We start from the raw sequence: 17150 nt of genomic DNA on the forward strand, positions 1-17150 counted from the left end.
TATATAGGTTTTGTTAATAGGCATTAACCACTAGGGACACATTAGATTTTTAAAACAAATAAGGCCAAGGAGGCAGGAGGCAGGAGGCAGGAGGCAGGAGGCAGGGGCAGCAGGGGAAGAAAGGGAGGTTAACCCAGTTACTAGTCACCAGTCCCCACTAAGCCATGACAGAGGAACAAAATAATTTGCTTTCTAGTTCTTGTTCCCGTTCTTGGGTGGCAATGATGGCTTGTTTAATGACTTGCTGGGCATCGACACCAAGTTTGTGTAACTGTAACCATTGTTGGGCTTCGTTGCCTTCACGGAGAATTTTCTGTAAGGGAGACAGGAAACAACCGAAGCCTTGTTGTTTGGCTATGCCCCAAACTTCTTGATATAGCTGGTTAATCCAATCTCTGGCGAGTATGGTACTACCATCTTGCCAATGTTGCAATTGGGCATCAAGACTGGATGTGGCTGCTGCCATTTCATTTTTAGCGGTTATATTAATTAGTTCTTCAGGTGAGAAACTGCTTTGGGTTAAGGGGTCAATATTGGGGTTGTCAATGATTTGCAATAACCGCGCTTCTAATAAGGCTGTAATTGCTAATAAGAAAATAGGATCTGTGACTAAATCACAAATTCGCAATTCTAAGCGATTTAAATCATAAGGACGGCGATCGCCATTTGGTCTAACTGATGTCCACAAATGTCGGACATTTTGCATTGTTCTAGCTTTTAACTGTGCTTCCACCCATTGAATATGATGGTCATGACTGGCAAATAGAGGTACATGACTGGGAGTTTGGGGGAAGAGTCCCCAACGGGTAGAATGATAACCTGTGGCTTTACCATCTAAAAATGGTGATGAGGCGCTTAGGGCAAGGAAAAGTGGCGCTTCTATACGGATAATCCGACAGGCACGCATTAATATTTCTGGATCGGGAATGCCAATATTAATATGTACGCTGGCGGTGACAACTTTTGTCCCGTAGGTTTGCTCAATGTAGTCATGATAAGGGTTAGTGAGGTCAGAACGGTAAAAGCGATCGCTTCTTCCCAAGGACAGGGTACTCCCTGGTATCAATGTGTAATTGTTTAACCGCTGCAAATATTTCCGTAACTGCTGACGTGGGCGCAATAAACCACACAATTGATTTTCGTAACTGGTGGAAGCTTTAGTGATGTATTCTACGTTGCGGCTATCTGGCTCTCGCATAAATCCCTGTAAATCCGCAACAATTTGGTCGGAGAGACCAACTATTTCACCTTGAGGTGTGCCAGTATACATCTCAATTTCAAAGCCTTTCGTTAAGACCACTTTATTTTGCTCCTTGGCTCTCCTAATTTTGATAAATTGTATCAAATTTAACGATTTTTTGCATCTGGTGATTGGGGATTGGGGATTGGTGATTGGTGATTGGGTAGTAATTTATAATTACGAATTACTTATTACCTATTACCCAATTATGAATTACTCATTATTTTTGCTCTTGCAGAATTGATTGTTGCATCAGATAAATCACATAATGCTGCTAAGGAAATTCTGCCTTCATTTAATAAGGAAGTTACCCTAGTTGATGCTGCTTCTGATATGCGCTTACCGCTACGAATTTGAATTTTAAATTTGTCAGCTATACCATCGAAAATCACCAAAAGAGATATATTTTTCCAAATAATTTGTGTAGGTTGAATCACCTTAAAAGCAGTGACTATTTTTCCTGCTTCTGGTACATGAAATGTTAATCCTGAGTTTTGAATAATCTGCTGTATTCTTTCCAAAGGTAAAATAGAGATATCAATATTTATATGTTCTATTTTCACCAAGTTGGCTAAATCAGGTAATTTCATAGAGACATCATTATTTAAATCTTCGTTTTTACAGGTAAGTTTACCTTCTAAAAAATCGGTAACTGCATAAATTTCCACTGTATAAGCCGGCAGTGGTACTGTACCTTTTTCATAAAATAATTGTCCTTCTGGGGTAACGGTAATAGGTGATTTCAATGCCAAAGTTTGTAATGATTGAAGTGTGGAAATTGTACTGTGAACAAATACAGGATCAAGTCCCAGGATAGATGCTAATTCATCTCCTGTTGGTGGGGGTTCAAATTCCAGTCCAGCACGGATGATAAACTCTTCCATGACATTAAATGGACGTGGTTCTTTAACTGTTAATTCTAAGGTATTTTTACGCAAACTATAGCGAAATTGACGGGCTGCAAAAACTGATAATTGGGGATTTTCTGTTTCAATTTCGGTGACTATATTTTTGAGATGCGGATCAATATTTCTATCAACAGAACCAGGAAACATCAATAAAACCTCCATGACGAGTGGCGAGATTTGCTACTTCTGAATACATTCGACCAACTTTACCAGAGTTGCTGGTAAATAAATCGTGACAACCAACAATTACTAATAATTCTTGAGCGCGAGAAAAAGCGACGTTTACCCTTTCTGGTTTTTTAGCAAATCCCACATCTCCTAAAGGATTATTCCGCACCATACTCACAATTACAACTGGTCTTTCCATACCTTGAAATCTATCAACTGTACCTGTTCTAATGTGCAAGGATGGAAAAAGTTCCGGTTGTAAACGTTCATCTATTTTTCGCAGTTGAGCGCCATAAAATGTAATAACTGCTATTTCTTTTTTAGGTTCACCATTAGCAACTCTAGAACGCCAAGCATTTTCAAAATCTTGACAGATTTTTTCAATGACATCTACTTCTTGGGGATTAAAAAATGATGTTCCTAATTTTTCTTCTGCAAATTCATCTTCTCTAGGCGTTGTCACCCACAGTAAATGATGTTCTGGTTTAATGATTTCACCTGCTAAATTATGGGCGCGTTTGCTATCTGGTTCTAAAATGCCACATTCTAATTTACCATCATAAAACTGATTGATTGCTCCCATAATATTGGGGTGCATTCGATATTGGGTATTGAGCATTTGTTTAATGCTATTATCGGCATTTTCAAACTGAAATTTAAATAAGGATTCTTCGAGAAATCCCATTTCTTCTCTAGAATGTCCCATTGTTTCTGCGACTTCTTCTATTGTGTCAATTTCTAGCATTGGTGGTAGTTGTCGGTGATCTCCTACCATGACTAATTTTTTGGCTTTCAATGCGGGGATAACTAATTCTGGAGGTGTACATTTACTTACTTCATCAATAATGACAACATCAAAATATTTAAATTCTTCCGAGAAGTTGTAATTTGCAGCTTGCACGCAGGTGATACCAACGACGTTAGCGTTATCTAAATAAATTTGTCTTAAATCGTTACTATCTCTTTCTGAAGGTTGACGTAGTTTGGTAATCCAATCTTGGACAAAGTTTTGATATTTCCGCAAATAATCTTCTTCATTTTGTAGTTGTTGTTGCCAAAGATCAAATTGTTGTTTTATCTGCTGCAAAAATTCCAAATTCAAGAAATCTGTTTCTGTGGTTTTGGGCTGAGGTTTAAATTGATCGGGTATTTGTTGCCAAGTCATCTCGCAGCAATTTTTTTCTATGATTAAATCATTGGAGATATGGGATTTTAATTTTTCTTCTATTTCATTTAATTTAATTTTTGCTTTTTCAAGTTTTTGTAAAGAGTTTTTGCTGGTTTTATTTATTTTTACTAGTTCCTCTTTTAAAGATTCTTGAATATTCTCGAATACTGAGAAAGCATCTAAGGAGGAATTTAAATCATCCAGATGAGTTATGCAAGTTTCCCAAAGCTGCACTTGTTTCTCAAATTCCTGATGCTGTTCCCAAATATTTGCTTGTTTTGCTAAATATTGTTGTGTGAGATTTCGTAATTTTACAGGTAGCTGTGGTTGTTTATTCAGCTGTTCCAAAATTTTTACAACTCTTTCCAGCAGTAAATTAGCATCTTGACTGGCTTTTTCTACCTGAGTTTGAGTTGCTAATATTTGTTCTTGGGTAATTTGATTATTTGGAGGTTGATTTAACTGTTGTTGTTTGTGCAAATTATTAAGTTGTTGCTCTGCTTCTGTTTTTAATTTGAGAACACATTGACGAGCATTAGCAAGAATTGTATCTAATAATTCTTGGGTAATTCTAGCTAAAGTAGAATCCAGGTTATTTAATTCATAAGATGCACTGTAGGTTTGTTGCAGTTGAATTAAAAAACTCTGGGCATTTTCAACTAATAATTGACGTTGTTTTGTAGTGAGTAATTGATACTTTTGAAACTGTTGATATGTTGCTTGCCATTTTTGGCGATCGCTCTTTTCCAAGAATAAGAGAATTTGACTAAAATTTTGCTGCATAAAATAGCTAAAATTATGCTTTTTACCCCTTCTGTCACTAAAATTACCATCAATTTCATAAGACAATGCTTTGATTAGTAATTCCCATTCTGGTAATTTAATTTGGTAATTCTTTGGTAAGATTGGCAAGTTTAAGTTTTTAGCAAACATCAATAAACCCAGTGGTAAATGCAGCATTTCTTCAGTCAATAATAAATCAGATTGCTGGCAATTTTTCAAAACTTGGTAAAGATGGGAATACGCTGTAGTTTTCCACTCTTTAACTGCTGCGATAATATAATCAATTTCTCGTTTACGGTTTTCCCAATTTTGAATGGTTGGTTGTAGCTTGTGATCCTGATTAATAGACTTTTGATACTCTGTTTGTAACTGATGTAAATAGGCTGATTTTTTTTGGAAACCCTGTACTAATTTTGCTAAGTCTGACATAGCGATAGTTGCATCATAAGCATAGGTGAATGTTGATTGAAATCCGGCAATTTCCTTGGCTATAGTTTCCCGCAACCAGACAGCTAAACCGAATGCACCACGCACAGGACAAATAACCCCCAGTTCATCGGTATACTTAATAGCTTGATTGACTTTTTCCCGAAAATCTCCTACTAGATTATTTTCTAATATATAAGGTTGCAAACGGGGTAAAAAATCTTTAATTTCTGGATCATCCCAATTGATATTTTGTGGTTTATTGATAATATCTTTCACCCCATTAATTAAAGATTCAATTTCATTTTTATGCTCAAGCAATTCATGATAGACAGTTTCTTGAGTTCTGTAAACATTCTCTAACTTTATCTTTTCATCTTTTAATTTCTTTTGTTTATGATTGACTTTTTCCACTAATTTTAAGTAATCTGTAAATCTTTTCGATGTTGTTAATAGCTGCTGAAGAATTTGTATATTTTCTCTGTGTTGATTGAGATTATTTTCACAGTCATTAGCAGTATTTTCTAACCATCTGTTAATTACTTGGTCTTCTAAAAATCCTTGTCCTTCTTCTCCAACTTTTTCAGCTTTTCCTTTTCTGACAGCGCGGATAACTGGGTTGTGAACTAAGCGACTTAAAGCATTATCAACTGCTAAATTAGCTTGGGAAGTAATTAATGTGCGACCACCACGCAAAGCTATTTGATAGCAAATTTCGGCAATTACAGTCGTTTTACCTGTTCCTGGTGGACCTTGAATCAAAACTAAATCTTCTGCGGCTATTACCTTTTCTACAGATGCTTTTTGACCTGAATTTGCAGCAGATAATAACAAATCTTGTGGTTTTAGTTTAACAGTTTTTTGAATAGGTCTGGCTTGGGAAGCGTCAAATAAGAAATCTCCTAAATATGGGTTTTGTGTCCGTCCTTGTTTTAATTGTTCTAATGCTTTTTCTTTACGCTTAATTTGTTTAATATCACCAGCAGCATCAAAAAATAAGTATCCTTTTGTTGGTATTTGATAATTTTCCGATGCTATATATTCTACTAATTCCCGCTCAAGCCTGATGTAAATAAGATTATTTCTGTGGTCAATTTTTTCAATATTTCCTAATTGACGACTAGTGCGACGAGTTATTTCAGTAGGTACAGAATCAGAAAATTTGATATCTTGATTTTTTGCCTGTTTTACCCGTTCCCAAAAGTTTTCTACATCTAAATAATTCTCTTCATCACCATCAAGGGTGGCTGAGTTAATATCAATTTTTAAGGCGATTTCTTTTTGTTGGCAGTCATATTCGGAGTGGAAAAATTTGACACAAAATTGTCTGGCTTTAGCAATACGTTCTTCAATTTTCAAAAAAGCTTTCCATGCTTGTAGTTGGTCTTCGGTGGGTATATGATTACCGCATATTGGCATTTTATTTATTTGTGCCAATCTCTTGGGAGAAATATTTATAGGCTCATAATAATTAGGAACTAACTGCAATGGTAATGGTAAAGCATAAGCGTCAATTCTTCCTCTTGATAGTGGTAATAAATAAACTGAGAGAATTTTTAAACCACCAGTACCATTTTTTTTCACTGCGGCTCTCAATCCTAAAGTTTTATTTAGTTCTTTCAATCTTTTGGGTAGTTGAAACTCACTGTCATCTGTAGCAATGGTTAAATCCCAAATTTCTTCTCCTGTATCTTTTCCCTTACCTTGACGGCGAAGATAAAATAGGCAAGTTTTTTTACCTATACATTCAAAAATCAATTCATGAGCGCGTTCTTTTTTTTCTCGAAAGTTGGAATATGATGTAACTGCTTGTTGTCCTTCAAAGCTACGAATTAAGTTATCAATTGTGGAATTTAATAAGCTATAGCCAAAGGTTTCTGAATTGTTTATTTTCACTAATTTCTGTTGCATGGATGTCCTGATTGTTTTTGATTTCACACCAAGAGGAATAAGGTTAGATATAGTTTTAAAGATGAAACTGGTGATAAACCTGACTGGCGGCTCGATGTAATAAAGAATGTCTCCAAACAAGAGATTTAATATCATCTGCATAACCACCGCCAATAACACAAGCTACTGGATAACCAGCACTAACGCAGGTGGTTAAAACCTGCATTTCTCGTCGAAAAATTCCAGTGTCTGTGAGAGATAATTTTCCTAGTTTATCATCTATATGGGTGTCGACTCCAGCGTCATACAATACTATATCTGGCTTAATTTCTGTTAGCAAGTCTGGTAGGTAATTAGCTAGGGTTTGTAAATAAGCATCGTCTTCCATTCCTAGTGGTAATGGTACATCTAAATCACTTGTTTGTTTGGTGCTAGGGAAGTTAATTTCGCAGTGCATGGAAAATGTAAAAACGCTGTGATCATTTTCAAATATAAACGCTGTTCCATCTCCTTGATGTACGTCTAAGTCAACAATTAACATCTTTTTAGCAAGTCCTAATTTTTGTAAAACGCGAGTAGCAATTGCTAAATCATTAAAAATACAAAAACCAGATCCATAATTAGGAAAAGCGTGATGTGTTCCACCAGCAGTATTACAAGCTAAACCTTGGTTTAATGCTAATTTAGCCGTTAATATTGTTCCACCTACTGCTACACAGGTACGATTTACTAAAGCTGGACTCCAAGGTAAACCAATGCGTCTTTGTGCTTTTGCTTCTAATGTTCCTTCGCAGTAAGCTTGTACATAACTTTTGGTGTGGACTAATTCTATTAATTCTTGCGGTGGACATTCAGGAGTGTGAAACTGTTCTGGATATGCTACCCTGTCAGCTAACAGCAATTCATACAGTTGTCTAAATTTCGACATGGGGAAGCGATGTCCAAGCGGCAGAGGTGCAATATAATCTTGATGGTAAATAATTGGTAGATCCATTACTTAGGTGAAGTACACCAATAAATTTTGAGGTTAACTACTACTGATACTGAGGATTAAGTCTCAAAAATCAGTCTCCAGCTAGATTGTCATCAGAAAACAATTAATTTATTTGTGTTTTTCAAAGTAATAAAAGTCACCTTTTTTTAGGTAGAAATCGGATTTTAGTAAACATATCATCAATTACTTATCATTGCTATAATGTATCACATATTTTTGCTCGGATGATCATTATACATCAATTTCTCTGGAAAAACTTAGCGAGTTTAATTTGCTAATTGTTGATATCCTAATTTTCAGGTCAGCATTCAGCTTTTCGCTTCTAGCTATATTCCTGATTTAACGATCATTCTCAATCTTGACTCTTGTAATTTCCAGTTGTCAATTCACTATCAAATATAACTATGATGCAATGGATTATACCTCTTATATTTATTCTAGTTGGCTTTCTGACTGGCATAATTGGTGAAAAAGTTATTTTTAATAGAATTAAAAGCTTTGTTATTAAGCGGCAAATTCCTGGGAGTGAGATTATATTTCAATCACTGCACAGAATGACCTTTATTTGGTTTGTTTTGGCAGGTTTTTTTTGGGCTATTCTTAGTTCTCCTGTTAAACCAGGTATTGCTAATGTTCTGCAAAAAATCATCACCATAATTTTATTATATTCTGTAACTTTAGTTTTAGCTAGACTGACTGCCGGTTTTGTCAATTTATTTGTCCAACGTACCGAGGGAGTTTCTACATCCCTGCTTTCTAATTTAGCTAAAACAATTGTTTTAGTTTTGGGAACATTAATTCTTTTGCAAACTGTGGGTATTGAAATTACTCCCATAGTTACCACCTTGGGAATTGGAGGTTTAGCTGTTGGTTTAGCTCTACAAGACACCTTAGCTAATTTATTTTCTGGTTTTTATTTAGTTATTTCTAAGCAGGTAAGAGCAGGGGATTATGTTAAATTAGATGATGGTCATCAAGGTTATGTCACAGATATTACTTGGCGAAATACCACAATCAAGGAAATTTCTAATAATGTGATTATTGTTCCTAATTCTAAGTTGGCTTCGGCAATTTTTACTAATTATCATCTACCTGCAAAAGAAATTACTTTAACTATGAATGTGGGTGTTAGTTATGATAGTGATTTGGAATTGGTGGAAAAAGTGACTATAGAAGTCGCTAAAGAAGTTATGCAAGAAATTGCACCAGAATTAATTCAAATCGAACCTTATCTGAGGTTTCACACTTTCAATGATTTTAGCATAGATTATACTCTTTATATGCGAGTCAGTGAATATTTTGACCAGCGCATTGGTAAACATTTGTTGGTGAAGAAGTTACACAAACGCTATCAACAAGAAGGAATTGAAATTCCTTTTCCAATTCAATACGTTTATACACATGGCATTTAATATAATTGCATATAATTTGCTATGGTTTTAGCAATGCTAAACCCGAAAAAGATGCCATTTTCATCAGATTTAGTTTATACAGTTAGAGGAAACAGGGTAAAACTCTATTTTGTAAAGTGATTTAAAATTTTCTAGCAAAAAACGAGAAATAGATCATATAGTAATGTAACTCTCAACTCGGTTGTGAAAGTTACAGTTAATCATAGTTAAACCTGTATGTATACAGTTAGTATTGAAACTCAAGTTCATGCCTTGCGTCCGGGCGATCGCGTGAGATATTCTGGTGTAGACTGGGATATAAAAGATTACAGCACCTACCAAGATCCTCAAGGTTATCAAACCGAGGAATGGTTGTTAGTCTCCTCCGGTGGTTCGGAATATTACTTATTGCGAGAATATGACCCCAGCGAAGAAATTAACTCTGTAACTTGGTATATTTCCAATCAATTACAGAATGTGTCTTTATATACTCCAGATTTTCCCAAAAACCCACTACAACTAACTACATTATGGAAAGAAATGCAAGTATTAAATACCCCTTATCCAGAACTAAAACTTTTCTATAAATCCTATTATTTCGATTCACAAACTGAAGGAAGTTATGATTCTGAAGGGAAAACAAAATCTCGCATTACTTGGGATTATTGGGATAAAGACCATTGTGTAAATTTAGCAATAGAATCTTTTCCCAATCTACAATTAGAGATTTACTCAACCAAAATAGTCAAGCCTGAAGAATTTCATAATATTCAAAAAGGTGTAAGTTCGGAACGCCAGGTATTGAGGTGGAAACCTGAGTTAATAATTGAATTAATAATTGCGCTCATATTTTTGTCCATCGGTATATTTTTAATGATATTTGGGTAAAGTTTCTATGTCTATTTCCTTATTTATTGAAAACTATGATCATCGTATTGCCTTTTATATCAATGGAGATTTACAGTTTGATAGTGCTGATGAGGCAATTTATCATGAAAATTTAGTAATTCCTGCTGTATCTTTAGCCATCCAAAGATTTACTGATACAGATTTACGGGTTTTGATTTGTGGTGGTGGTGATGGATTAGCTGCTAGAGATTTACTGCGTTTTGCTCAGGTAAAAAACATTGATTTAGTAGACTATAATCCAGATGTTATCGAATTAGCAAACACAGTATTTAAACCTTATAATTTAGGCAGTTTAGAACATGAAAAAGTTACAGTATACACTCAAGAAGCCTTTGGATTTGTCAGACAATTAGTTGATGATTATTATCATGTTGTAATTTGTGATTTCACTTGTCCTAAATCGGCTGAAGATGCAAAAATCTATAGTCAGGAATGGTTTCAAGAAGTTAATCGCATTTTAATTCCTTCTGGAATAGTAGCTGTTAACGGAGTTTCACCAAATTATGATACTCACGCTTTTTGGTGTTTGTATCAAACTTTGCTATCAGTGAATTTTGCAACTAAACCCTTACAAATTCAAATTCCCTCATTTTGTAACCATGATTATGGTGATTGGGGTTTCTTTTTAGGTTCAACACAAAGAATTTTGAGGACAGAAATTGAAAACATTGATTTCCCAAATAATTTAAATTATTTAACCCGTGAAAATTTACTCCCTGTCTTTAAATTTGAACAAAAAATAGCAGCATATCGGCATAAAGTAACTATTCACACACTGGAAAACGAACGGTTATTTTATTATCTTTTGAATCATCCATCAAACCCAGAAGATATCCTATTAAATTCTGGTGAATATGTGGATTTTTTAGATATTAATGAACAGTTCAACGCCGAAATAGAAAATATTAATTCCTTAGATTTGGAATCTGTAGCTAAGTTTTGGCTACAAAATATTTATGCTGCTCCTAATGCAGACAAAGACTTACCAAATATTAATCAATTTGTACCAGTACGTCATCCCTATCACGAACCAAAGATGACAACATATTGGTTAGATAATCTCCAAGGATTATTATCAGAAATAGACGTTAACAAATTACTCAATAGTTTACTAACTAGAGTGCAGGAATTACCACCACAAATTGCTAGTGAATTGAGGACTTTTGCTGATAAAATTAAATATAATCAGCCTTTAGGCACGTTAAACCCTAAAATGGTTGAATTGATTACTTTGTTGTCTATAACGTTGTTAATGACTAATCTAGTAGCACCAGATTCAGTATTTGCTAAAGGCTCATATTATGGTAGTCGTAGCAGTAGCAGTAGTTATAACGATGGTACTGGTGATAGTAAATGGGTAGGTTTTATATTCACTTGCTTTAGTAGTTACTGGATATATAGCATTATTAAGAGAATGCGAAATAATTAAAGATGAATATTATGAATGTTAATAATTATCACCCAACCATAGCAGAGAAAAATAACTTATCTTTAACAGTCAGAGAATTACAAGCTTCAGAAAAAACAGCTTGGAATTTGTTAGTTAAATCTACTCCCAAGGGTTGCTTTATGCAAACTACAAGTTGGGCTGATTTTAAAGAAATAGAAGGTTATAAAACTTTTCGTTATGGATTATTTTCAGAAAATAATGATTTAGTGGGTGGGTGTATTTATTATTTATACCCCCACACTAATAAAGCCAATTTATTATTTACTTCTGGTGGACCAATATTACCAGAAAATACTTCAGAAATAGGGATGCAGTTATTGTTAGAAAAAGGAGAAACTTTAGCCAGAAAACAGGGTGCAGTTGCTCTTCGTATTGAACCATTATGGCAGGAAAAACCTGATTATCTTCAAGATTTTGTTCGCGCACCTGCTGACTTATTACCCTGTGAAACTTTATTAATTGATTTACGCCCAAGTACAGATGAAATTCTAGCATCTATGAAACCTAAAGGGCGTTACAATATTCGTATTAGTCAACGTTATGGGGTAAAAATTGAATTTAGTAATGATTCCCAAACTATTCCTTTATTTTATAATTTATTTTGGGAAACTGTCGAACGTCAAGAATTTTTTGGTGAACCCTACAGGTTTTTTATCAATCTCTGTCAAACGTTATTTAAAGAAAATATGGCAGAAATTGGTTTAGCTAGTTGGAATGGAGAAATAATAGCAGCAATTTTAGTAGTATATTGTGGTTATACAGCAACTTATTTATATGGTGGCAGAAACTTATTATATAAACAAGTAATGGCAAATTATGGCTTACATTGGCAAGCTATCCAAAGGGCAAAAATTTGCGGTTGTCAAGTTTATGATTTTTATGGTTTTACCCGTGATCCTAATCATGGTTATGCCAAATTTTCCCAATTTAAAAGTCAATTTGGAGGTAAACATATTAAAACAATTGGCGCTCATGATTACTTTTTTTATGACCAATTAGCAGATACATTAATTAGTTTATTGCAAAAGTTGTCATTGGGTTAAAATGAATGAAATAATTATCAAAAATAACCCCGCAGCAGGAGTAGCGTTAGCAGGTTTATTAATTGCTACTGGTAATATAGTTAGGGTGGCTTTTTATCCAGAGTTTACAAATTGGTTAGTTAGTTTTACCCAATATGGTTTAATCTTAGTATTTTGCTTGCTTTCTTTAGTTGGTATTCGCTGGTTAGCAGATTTAATTTTAGTTCCCGGTGTGAAAATTTCCGATGAAATTGTTAACCAAGAAATTCCTAATGTGGGTGCAGGTTTAATAGAAGCTTTTGCTTATATTGCTGCATCTTTTTTAAGTGGTTGGTGTTTTTAAAAATAGGGAATAGGGAATAGGGAATGCTATCCACTAACAGATAAATAATGCCAATTCTTGAGATATTCACAATTACTAAATTCTTGTGTGATTATCTGTGTTAAAAATTGCGCTTTTTGTAAATTATCCTTTTGATAATCACAGATATGAATATCAATAGTAACTTTACTTTCCTCTGGCCAAAAGTGTAACGCTATATGAGATTCGGCTAATAAAATCACTGCTGATACTCCTTGGGGTTGAAATGCAAAACTCACTTCACCTATGACAGTTAATTCAGCAGTATCAGCAGCATTTTTTAACACTTCTATAAAATCTGTTTTCTGCCAATTAAATACTGTTTTATTTACTGGTAAGATGGCAGAAAAATGGTGTGACTTAATCACTTTTACCTCACTGTCACCTGTCACCTTTTCTAACAGGTTTAACTGTATATTTGGAAGCAAAATCAGCAGTTTCACCTGCACTTACCATAGACCTATATAACAAGGCACTAACTTCGGCTCTGGTAGCTTGCTTGTCACCGTTTAATAATTTTACATTGGGATAGTTGACAATTACGCCATTTTCTGTCATTGCGGCAATAAATTCGCGGTGTTCGCTTCTGATAGTGGAAGCATCATTATAAATAGACAAAATATCTTTTGTAGAACCGCTAAATTTATAATTCAATCCTTTTGCTAAGGTAATTAAAACATCGAGACGTTTCAGTTTTTGTGTGGGGTTAAAGCTTCTGCTGTTAACAACTGTGAAAAAACCCATTTCGTAACTTTCACGAATAGCATTATAAGCCCAATAATCTGGAGGAACATCTCGAAAATTTATAGCTTTTCGTACTTTACTTTTAATAAATGTCTTTTGCAAGAGGGCTGCTAGTTGGGCGCGAGTAACTGGGGCGTTAGGGCGAAATGTACCATCAGGATAGCCATCAATGATTTCCATTGCTGCCAATTCGGCGATATAATCCTTAGCCCAGTAATCTTTGGGAATATCAGAAAAGTTGACTCGAATACCTTGAGCTACACCCACTGAGCGATATTTACCCAATAACTCGTGAAGTTGAAATGTGGAGTTGTTACCGAGTTGGGTTAACTTTACCAAACTGCCAGGAATAGATAATAGGGCTGGTGCTAATTTAGGATCATAGACGCTAATGGTTTTACCTGCTAAGGCAAACTCGCCTTCACTAAAGGTTGCAGGATAAACGCTTGTTTGAGCAACGTTAGCAAAACCCGCTGCTTGGTATGGAGTAATGTCGATATTTTCGGAACTGGTGAGGAAGGTAACTTTTTGGTTTTTGAGTTCTGTGAAATAGTCATATTTGATAGCTGCATCTCTGTCAACGATGCCATCTTCGTTATTATCAACACCATAAAAAACGCGAACTACGGGATTTTCGCTTGGTTTGGCTGGTAAAATCAGGTTTACTGCTGTATGATCAGGTAAACAAGCAAATTCTGTGTAGCCAATAAAACGGTTTTTAGTATCATACAATCGGACAACAATGCGATCGCCCAATTTAAAACCGTTCACAAATTTGGCTTTCTGCTTAATTTTATATTTGTAATCGCCTAGAAATCTTTCTTTGAGATATTTATCACCATATTTCCCTTTAATAGATATCCGGGCAATTACTTCTGATATTTTACCACCTGGTTGCCAGATATATAAAGTAAATCCTGACTTTTCTCTCCTGGCAGAAGCAGTAGGAGTTGATGTTTCTTCTGCTTGAGTAGTTTCTTGTGCTAAAAGCTGCTGATCATTGATTGTTGATGGGATTGTAACAGATACAGCAGATAGTTGAGATGGAGCCAAGGTAGAATGTATTGGCGACAAGGCTATGAGAGAAACTGACGCTATCAGGACTTTCCTAGAATTAGTTAATCTACTTAAAATCATAGTATTTTATCTGACATTAGATCACGGCGTAAGTAAGATTTGCTAGTGATTTTGATGCTACGTGAAAGTTACAGGTGCTAGTGTACATCTTATGTAGTTTTTTCGCTCATGTTTTGTCTAGAATGCCAGGAGGATTAGCATAAAGAAACAATACTTTAGGAATCTTAACGAATGACGATTACAACCCAGAATTTACAAACCATAGAAAAACAAGTTTGGACTTGGCAAGATTATAAAATTCAATATACTGTGATGGGTACAGGTCAACCCTTGGTACTCATTCACGGTTTTGGTGCTTCTATAGGACACTGGCGCAAAAATATAGCTGTTTTAGCCAATGCTGGTTATCGGGTGTTTGCTTTAGACTTACTAGGTTTTGGTGGTTCGGACAAAGCGACCGTGAGTTATAGCATGGAAGTGTGGGTAGAACTGTTAAAAGATTTTTATGATGCACACATTCAAACACCGGCTATATTTATAGGAAATTCCATTGGCGCACTGTTGAGTTTAATAATTCTCACAGAACATCCTGAAATTGCTGCTGGGGGAGTATTAATAAATTCTGCTGGTGGTTTGAGTCATCGTCCCCATGAATTAAACCCGGTTTTAAGGGTTTTCATGGCTACGTTTAACAAGTTGGTAGCTAACCCAGTCACAGGAAAATTCGTTTTTAACCGCATTCGCCAAAAATCACAAATTCGCCGCACATTGTATCAAGTATATTGCGATCGCAATGCTGTAACAGATGAACTTGTTGATTTACTTTATACACCATCTTGCGATCCAGGAGCGCAACAAGTTTTTGCTTCCATTCTCACCGCACCTCCAGGACCTGCTCCCGAAGAACTATTACCGCAGTTAAAATGGCCTTTATTAGTAATTTGGGGTGCTAATGATCCTTGGACTCCAATTACCGGCGCTAAAATTTACGAAGAGGCGGGTAACAATGGTAAAGATATTCAAATTGTGCCTATTCCTAACGCCGGTCATTGTCCCCATGATGAAGTACCAGATATTGTCAACACTGCAATTATTGACTGGTTAGCACAGAAAAACTGGAAGTCCGTAGGGTAAAACATCAAAACTATCTGGAATTGGTAATGGGTAATGGGTAATTTGTGAAGCACGTAGATTACCTTTTACTCATTCCTATGTCAACTGAGGAAAATTTTTGAAAATGTATTTTATGATTTTGTTTTGTCAAAACAAAACTTGTGTGTATTTTATGATAGAGTTTAATGTAAATCATGGATACAAAAAGATAAAATTCTGCAAAAATTATCCAGATTTTTCGGCATTTGGCTATCAAGTAATTCGAGAATTAGGCAGAAACTCAGAAGGAGGACGCATTACTTATTTAGCTAATCATATCAACTCTCAAAAACAAGTAGTAATTAAGGAATTTTGTTTTGCAAATACAACTGCTGACTGGTATGGAGTGAAAGCTTATGAAAGGGAAATGCAGTTTTTACAAAGATTAAATCATCCCCGCATTCCTCGTTATATAAATTCTTTTGAAACACCAGGATGTTTCTATTTAGTCCAAGAATATAAAAATGCTCCATCATTAGGTTTGAGCCGCTGCTTTCATCCCCAAGAAATAAAGGAAATTGCTTTATCAATTTTAGATATTTTAGTTTATCTACAAGAACAAAAACCTAAAATTATTCATCGAGATATCAAGCCAGATAATATTTTATTAGACCAGCAATTACAAGCTTATTTAGTAGATTTTGGTTTAGCAAAGACACAGGATAAAAAAGCAGTTTTGAGTACATTGGTTGCTGGTACTCCGGGGTTTATTCCCCCAGAAGCAGAATTTGGATATCCTTTAACAGCAGCATCTGATTTATATAGTTTAGGTGTAACATTAATTTGCTTGTTGACAAATAGTCGATCTGCGGATATTGGTAAATTAATGGATGATAAATATCGCTTTAATTTTCAGGAATTACTTCCTGATATCAGTCCAAGTTTTTGTTCATGGTTAAAGAAAATGGTTGCACCAAATCGTAAATATCGTTATGCTAATGCTGCGGATGCTTTAGCAGCACTAATACCTATTCCGGTGATGGGTTCTGGTACAATATCAGATCAGATATTAGATATTTTTTGGATTGCAATAAATCAACAAAAAATTATAGCTATGCTGGGTTTAAGTGTGACGGGAATTTTATTAGGTCTAGGCTCAAATTTGATGATTTCTCAACTAGGTAATGCTGTAAATTCTAATGTCGAGTTAAAGCCGAATTTAATAGAAGTGAATAGTAGTAAAAATAATAATTATTCAGTCAAGTAATTTAAAATCTATAATCGTTTATTTATTACAAAAAAACATGGGTAAAAGTTATTAACTGATTCTCAACCAAGCAATTAATAGCTTATGAATGAATCTTTTGTAATTGTTTTAGGTTCCTTAAAATATTACTCTTAAAATATTACTTGCCTTGCGTTGAAATTCAAGTTCTGAAATAATATACCCATGATCAAGAAGTAAAACAGGCTTCTAGTCTGTTGACGGGCAATTGCGATGCACTGAGCTTGTCGAAGTGTCAAATA

Annotated in this window: 13 protein-coding genes; 7 read left to right on the plus strand and 6 right to left on the minus strand. The window is 34.9% G+C overall.

Annotation, left to right across the window (positions count from 1 at the left end; all coding sequences use genetic code 11):
* Positions 1-157 precede the first annotated feature (157 nt).
* From gshA to H6F45_RS12440, 4 genes are all read right to left on the minus strand, one after another.
* Positions 158-1300 carry a glutamate--cysteine ligase gene (gshA, locus tag H6F45_RS12425; protein WP_137666312.1) on the minus strand — a complete coding sequence of 381 codons (1143 nt, stop codon included), beginning with the start codon at positions 1298-1300 and terminating at the stop codon, positions 158-160.
* 146 nt (positions 1301-1446) lie between these two features.
* Complete coding sequence (locus H6F45_RS12430) at positions 1447-2295, minus strand: hypothetical protein (RefSeq protein ID WP_199291066.1); 849 nt, start codon at positions 2293-2295, stop codon at positions 1447-1449.
* On the minus strand, positions 2276-6604 hold the full coding sequence (locus H6F45_RS12435) for an AAA domain-containing protein (protein ID WP_190347324.1): 4329 nt from the start codon (positions 6602-6604) through the stop codon (positions 2276-2278). The genes H6F45_RS12430 and H6F45_RS12435 overlap by 20 nt, the downstream gene beginning before the upstream one ends.
* A gap of 55 nt (positions 6605-6659) precedes the next feature.
* A complete protein-coding gene (locus tag H6F45_RS12440; RefSeq protein ID WP_096567444.1) occupies positions 6660-7577 on the minus strand; it encodes a histone deacetylase in 918 nt (305 codons plus the stop codon).
* A gap of 404 nt (positions 7578-7981) precedes the next feature.
* Here H6F45_RS12440 and H6F45_RS12445 point away from each other — a divergent pair, with 404 nt between their 5' ends.
* The 5 genes from H6F45_RS12445 to H6F45_RS12465 all read left to right on the plus strand — a co-directional run bounded on the left by H6F45_RS12445 (position 7982) and on the right by H6F45_RS12465 (position 12692).
* Positions 7982-8989, plus strand: coding sequence for a mechanosensitive ion channel family protein (locus tag H6F45_RS12445; RefSeq protein WP_190347325.1), 1008 nt, complete (start codon positions 7982-7984; stop codon positions 8987-8989).
* 216 nt (positions 8990-9205) lie between these two features.
* Positions 9206-9856 (plus strand): DUF4178 domain-containing protein, encoded by a 651-nt coding sequence (locus tag H6F45_RS12450; protein WP_190347326.1) that lies wholly within the window; start codon positions 9206-9208, stop codon positions 9854-9856.
* Between the two features lie 7 nt (positions 9857-9863).
* Positions 9864-11306: a spermine synthase gene (locus tag H6F45_RS12455; RefSeq protein ID WP_190347327.1), complete on the plus strand. Its 1443-nt coding sequence runs from the start codon at positions 9864-9866 to the stop codon at positions 11304-11306.
* A 2-nt stretch (positions 11307-11308) separates the two neighbouring features.
* Positions 11309-12370, plus strand: coding sequence for a peptidoglycan bridge formation glycyltransferase FemA/FemB family protein (locus tag H6F45_RS12460; protein WP_242052608.1), 1062 nt, complete (start codon positions 11309-11311; stop codon positions 12368-12370).
* Between the two features lies 1 nt (position 12371).
* On the plus strand, positions 12372-12692 hold the full coding sequence (locus H6F45_RS12465) for a hypothetical protein (RefSeq protein ID WP_228051682.1): 321 nt from the start codon (positions 12372-12374) through the stop codon (positions 12690-12692).
* A 26-nt stretch (positions 12693-12718) separates the two neighbouring features.
* Here H6F45_RS12465 and H6F45_RS12470 read toward each other — a convergent pair whose 3' ends face one another.
* Complete coding sequence (locus H6F45_RS12470; RefSeq protein ID WP_096572651.1) at positions 12719-13078, minus strand: S-adenosylmethionine decarboxylase; 360 nt, start codon at positions 13076-13078, stop codon at positions 12719-12721.
* A gap of 13 nt (positions 13079-13091) precedes the next feature.
* Positions 13092-14507 carry an S-layer homology domain-containing protein gene (locus tag H6F45_RS12475; RefSeq protein WP_347237731.1) on the minus strand — a complete coding sequence of 472 codons (1416 nt, stop codon included), beginning with the start codon at positions 14505-14507 and terminating at the stop codon, positions 13092-13094.
* 255 nt (positions 14508-14762) lie between these two features.
* On the opposite strand from H6F45_RS12475, the gene H6F45_RS12480 reads away from it, so the two are divergent.
* Positions 14763-15665 (plus strand): alpha/beta fold hydrolase, encoded by a 903-nt coding sequence (locus H6F45_RS12480; protein ID WP_096567453.1) that lies wholly within the window; start codon positions 14763-14765, stop codon positions 15663-15665.
* A 151-nt stretch (positions 15666-15816) separates the two neighbouring features.
* Positions 15817-16890, plus strand: coding sequence for a serine/threonine-protein kinase (locus H6F45_RS12485; protein WP_190347329.1), 1074 nt, complete (start codon positions 15817-15819; stop codon positions 16888-16890).
* The last annotated feature ends 260 nt before the right edge of the window (positions 16891-17150 follow it).

This window comes from Sphaerospermopsis sp. FACHB-1194, assembly GCF_014696235.1.
In the GTDB taxonomy this organism is placed as follows: domain Bacteria; phylum Cyanobacteriota; class Cyanobacteriia; order Cyanobacteriales; family Nostocaceae; genus Sphaerospermopsis; species Sphaerospermopsis kisseleviana.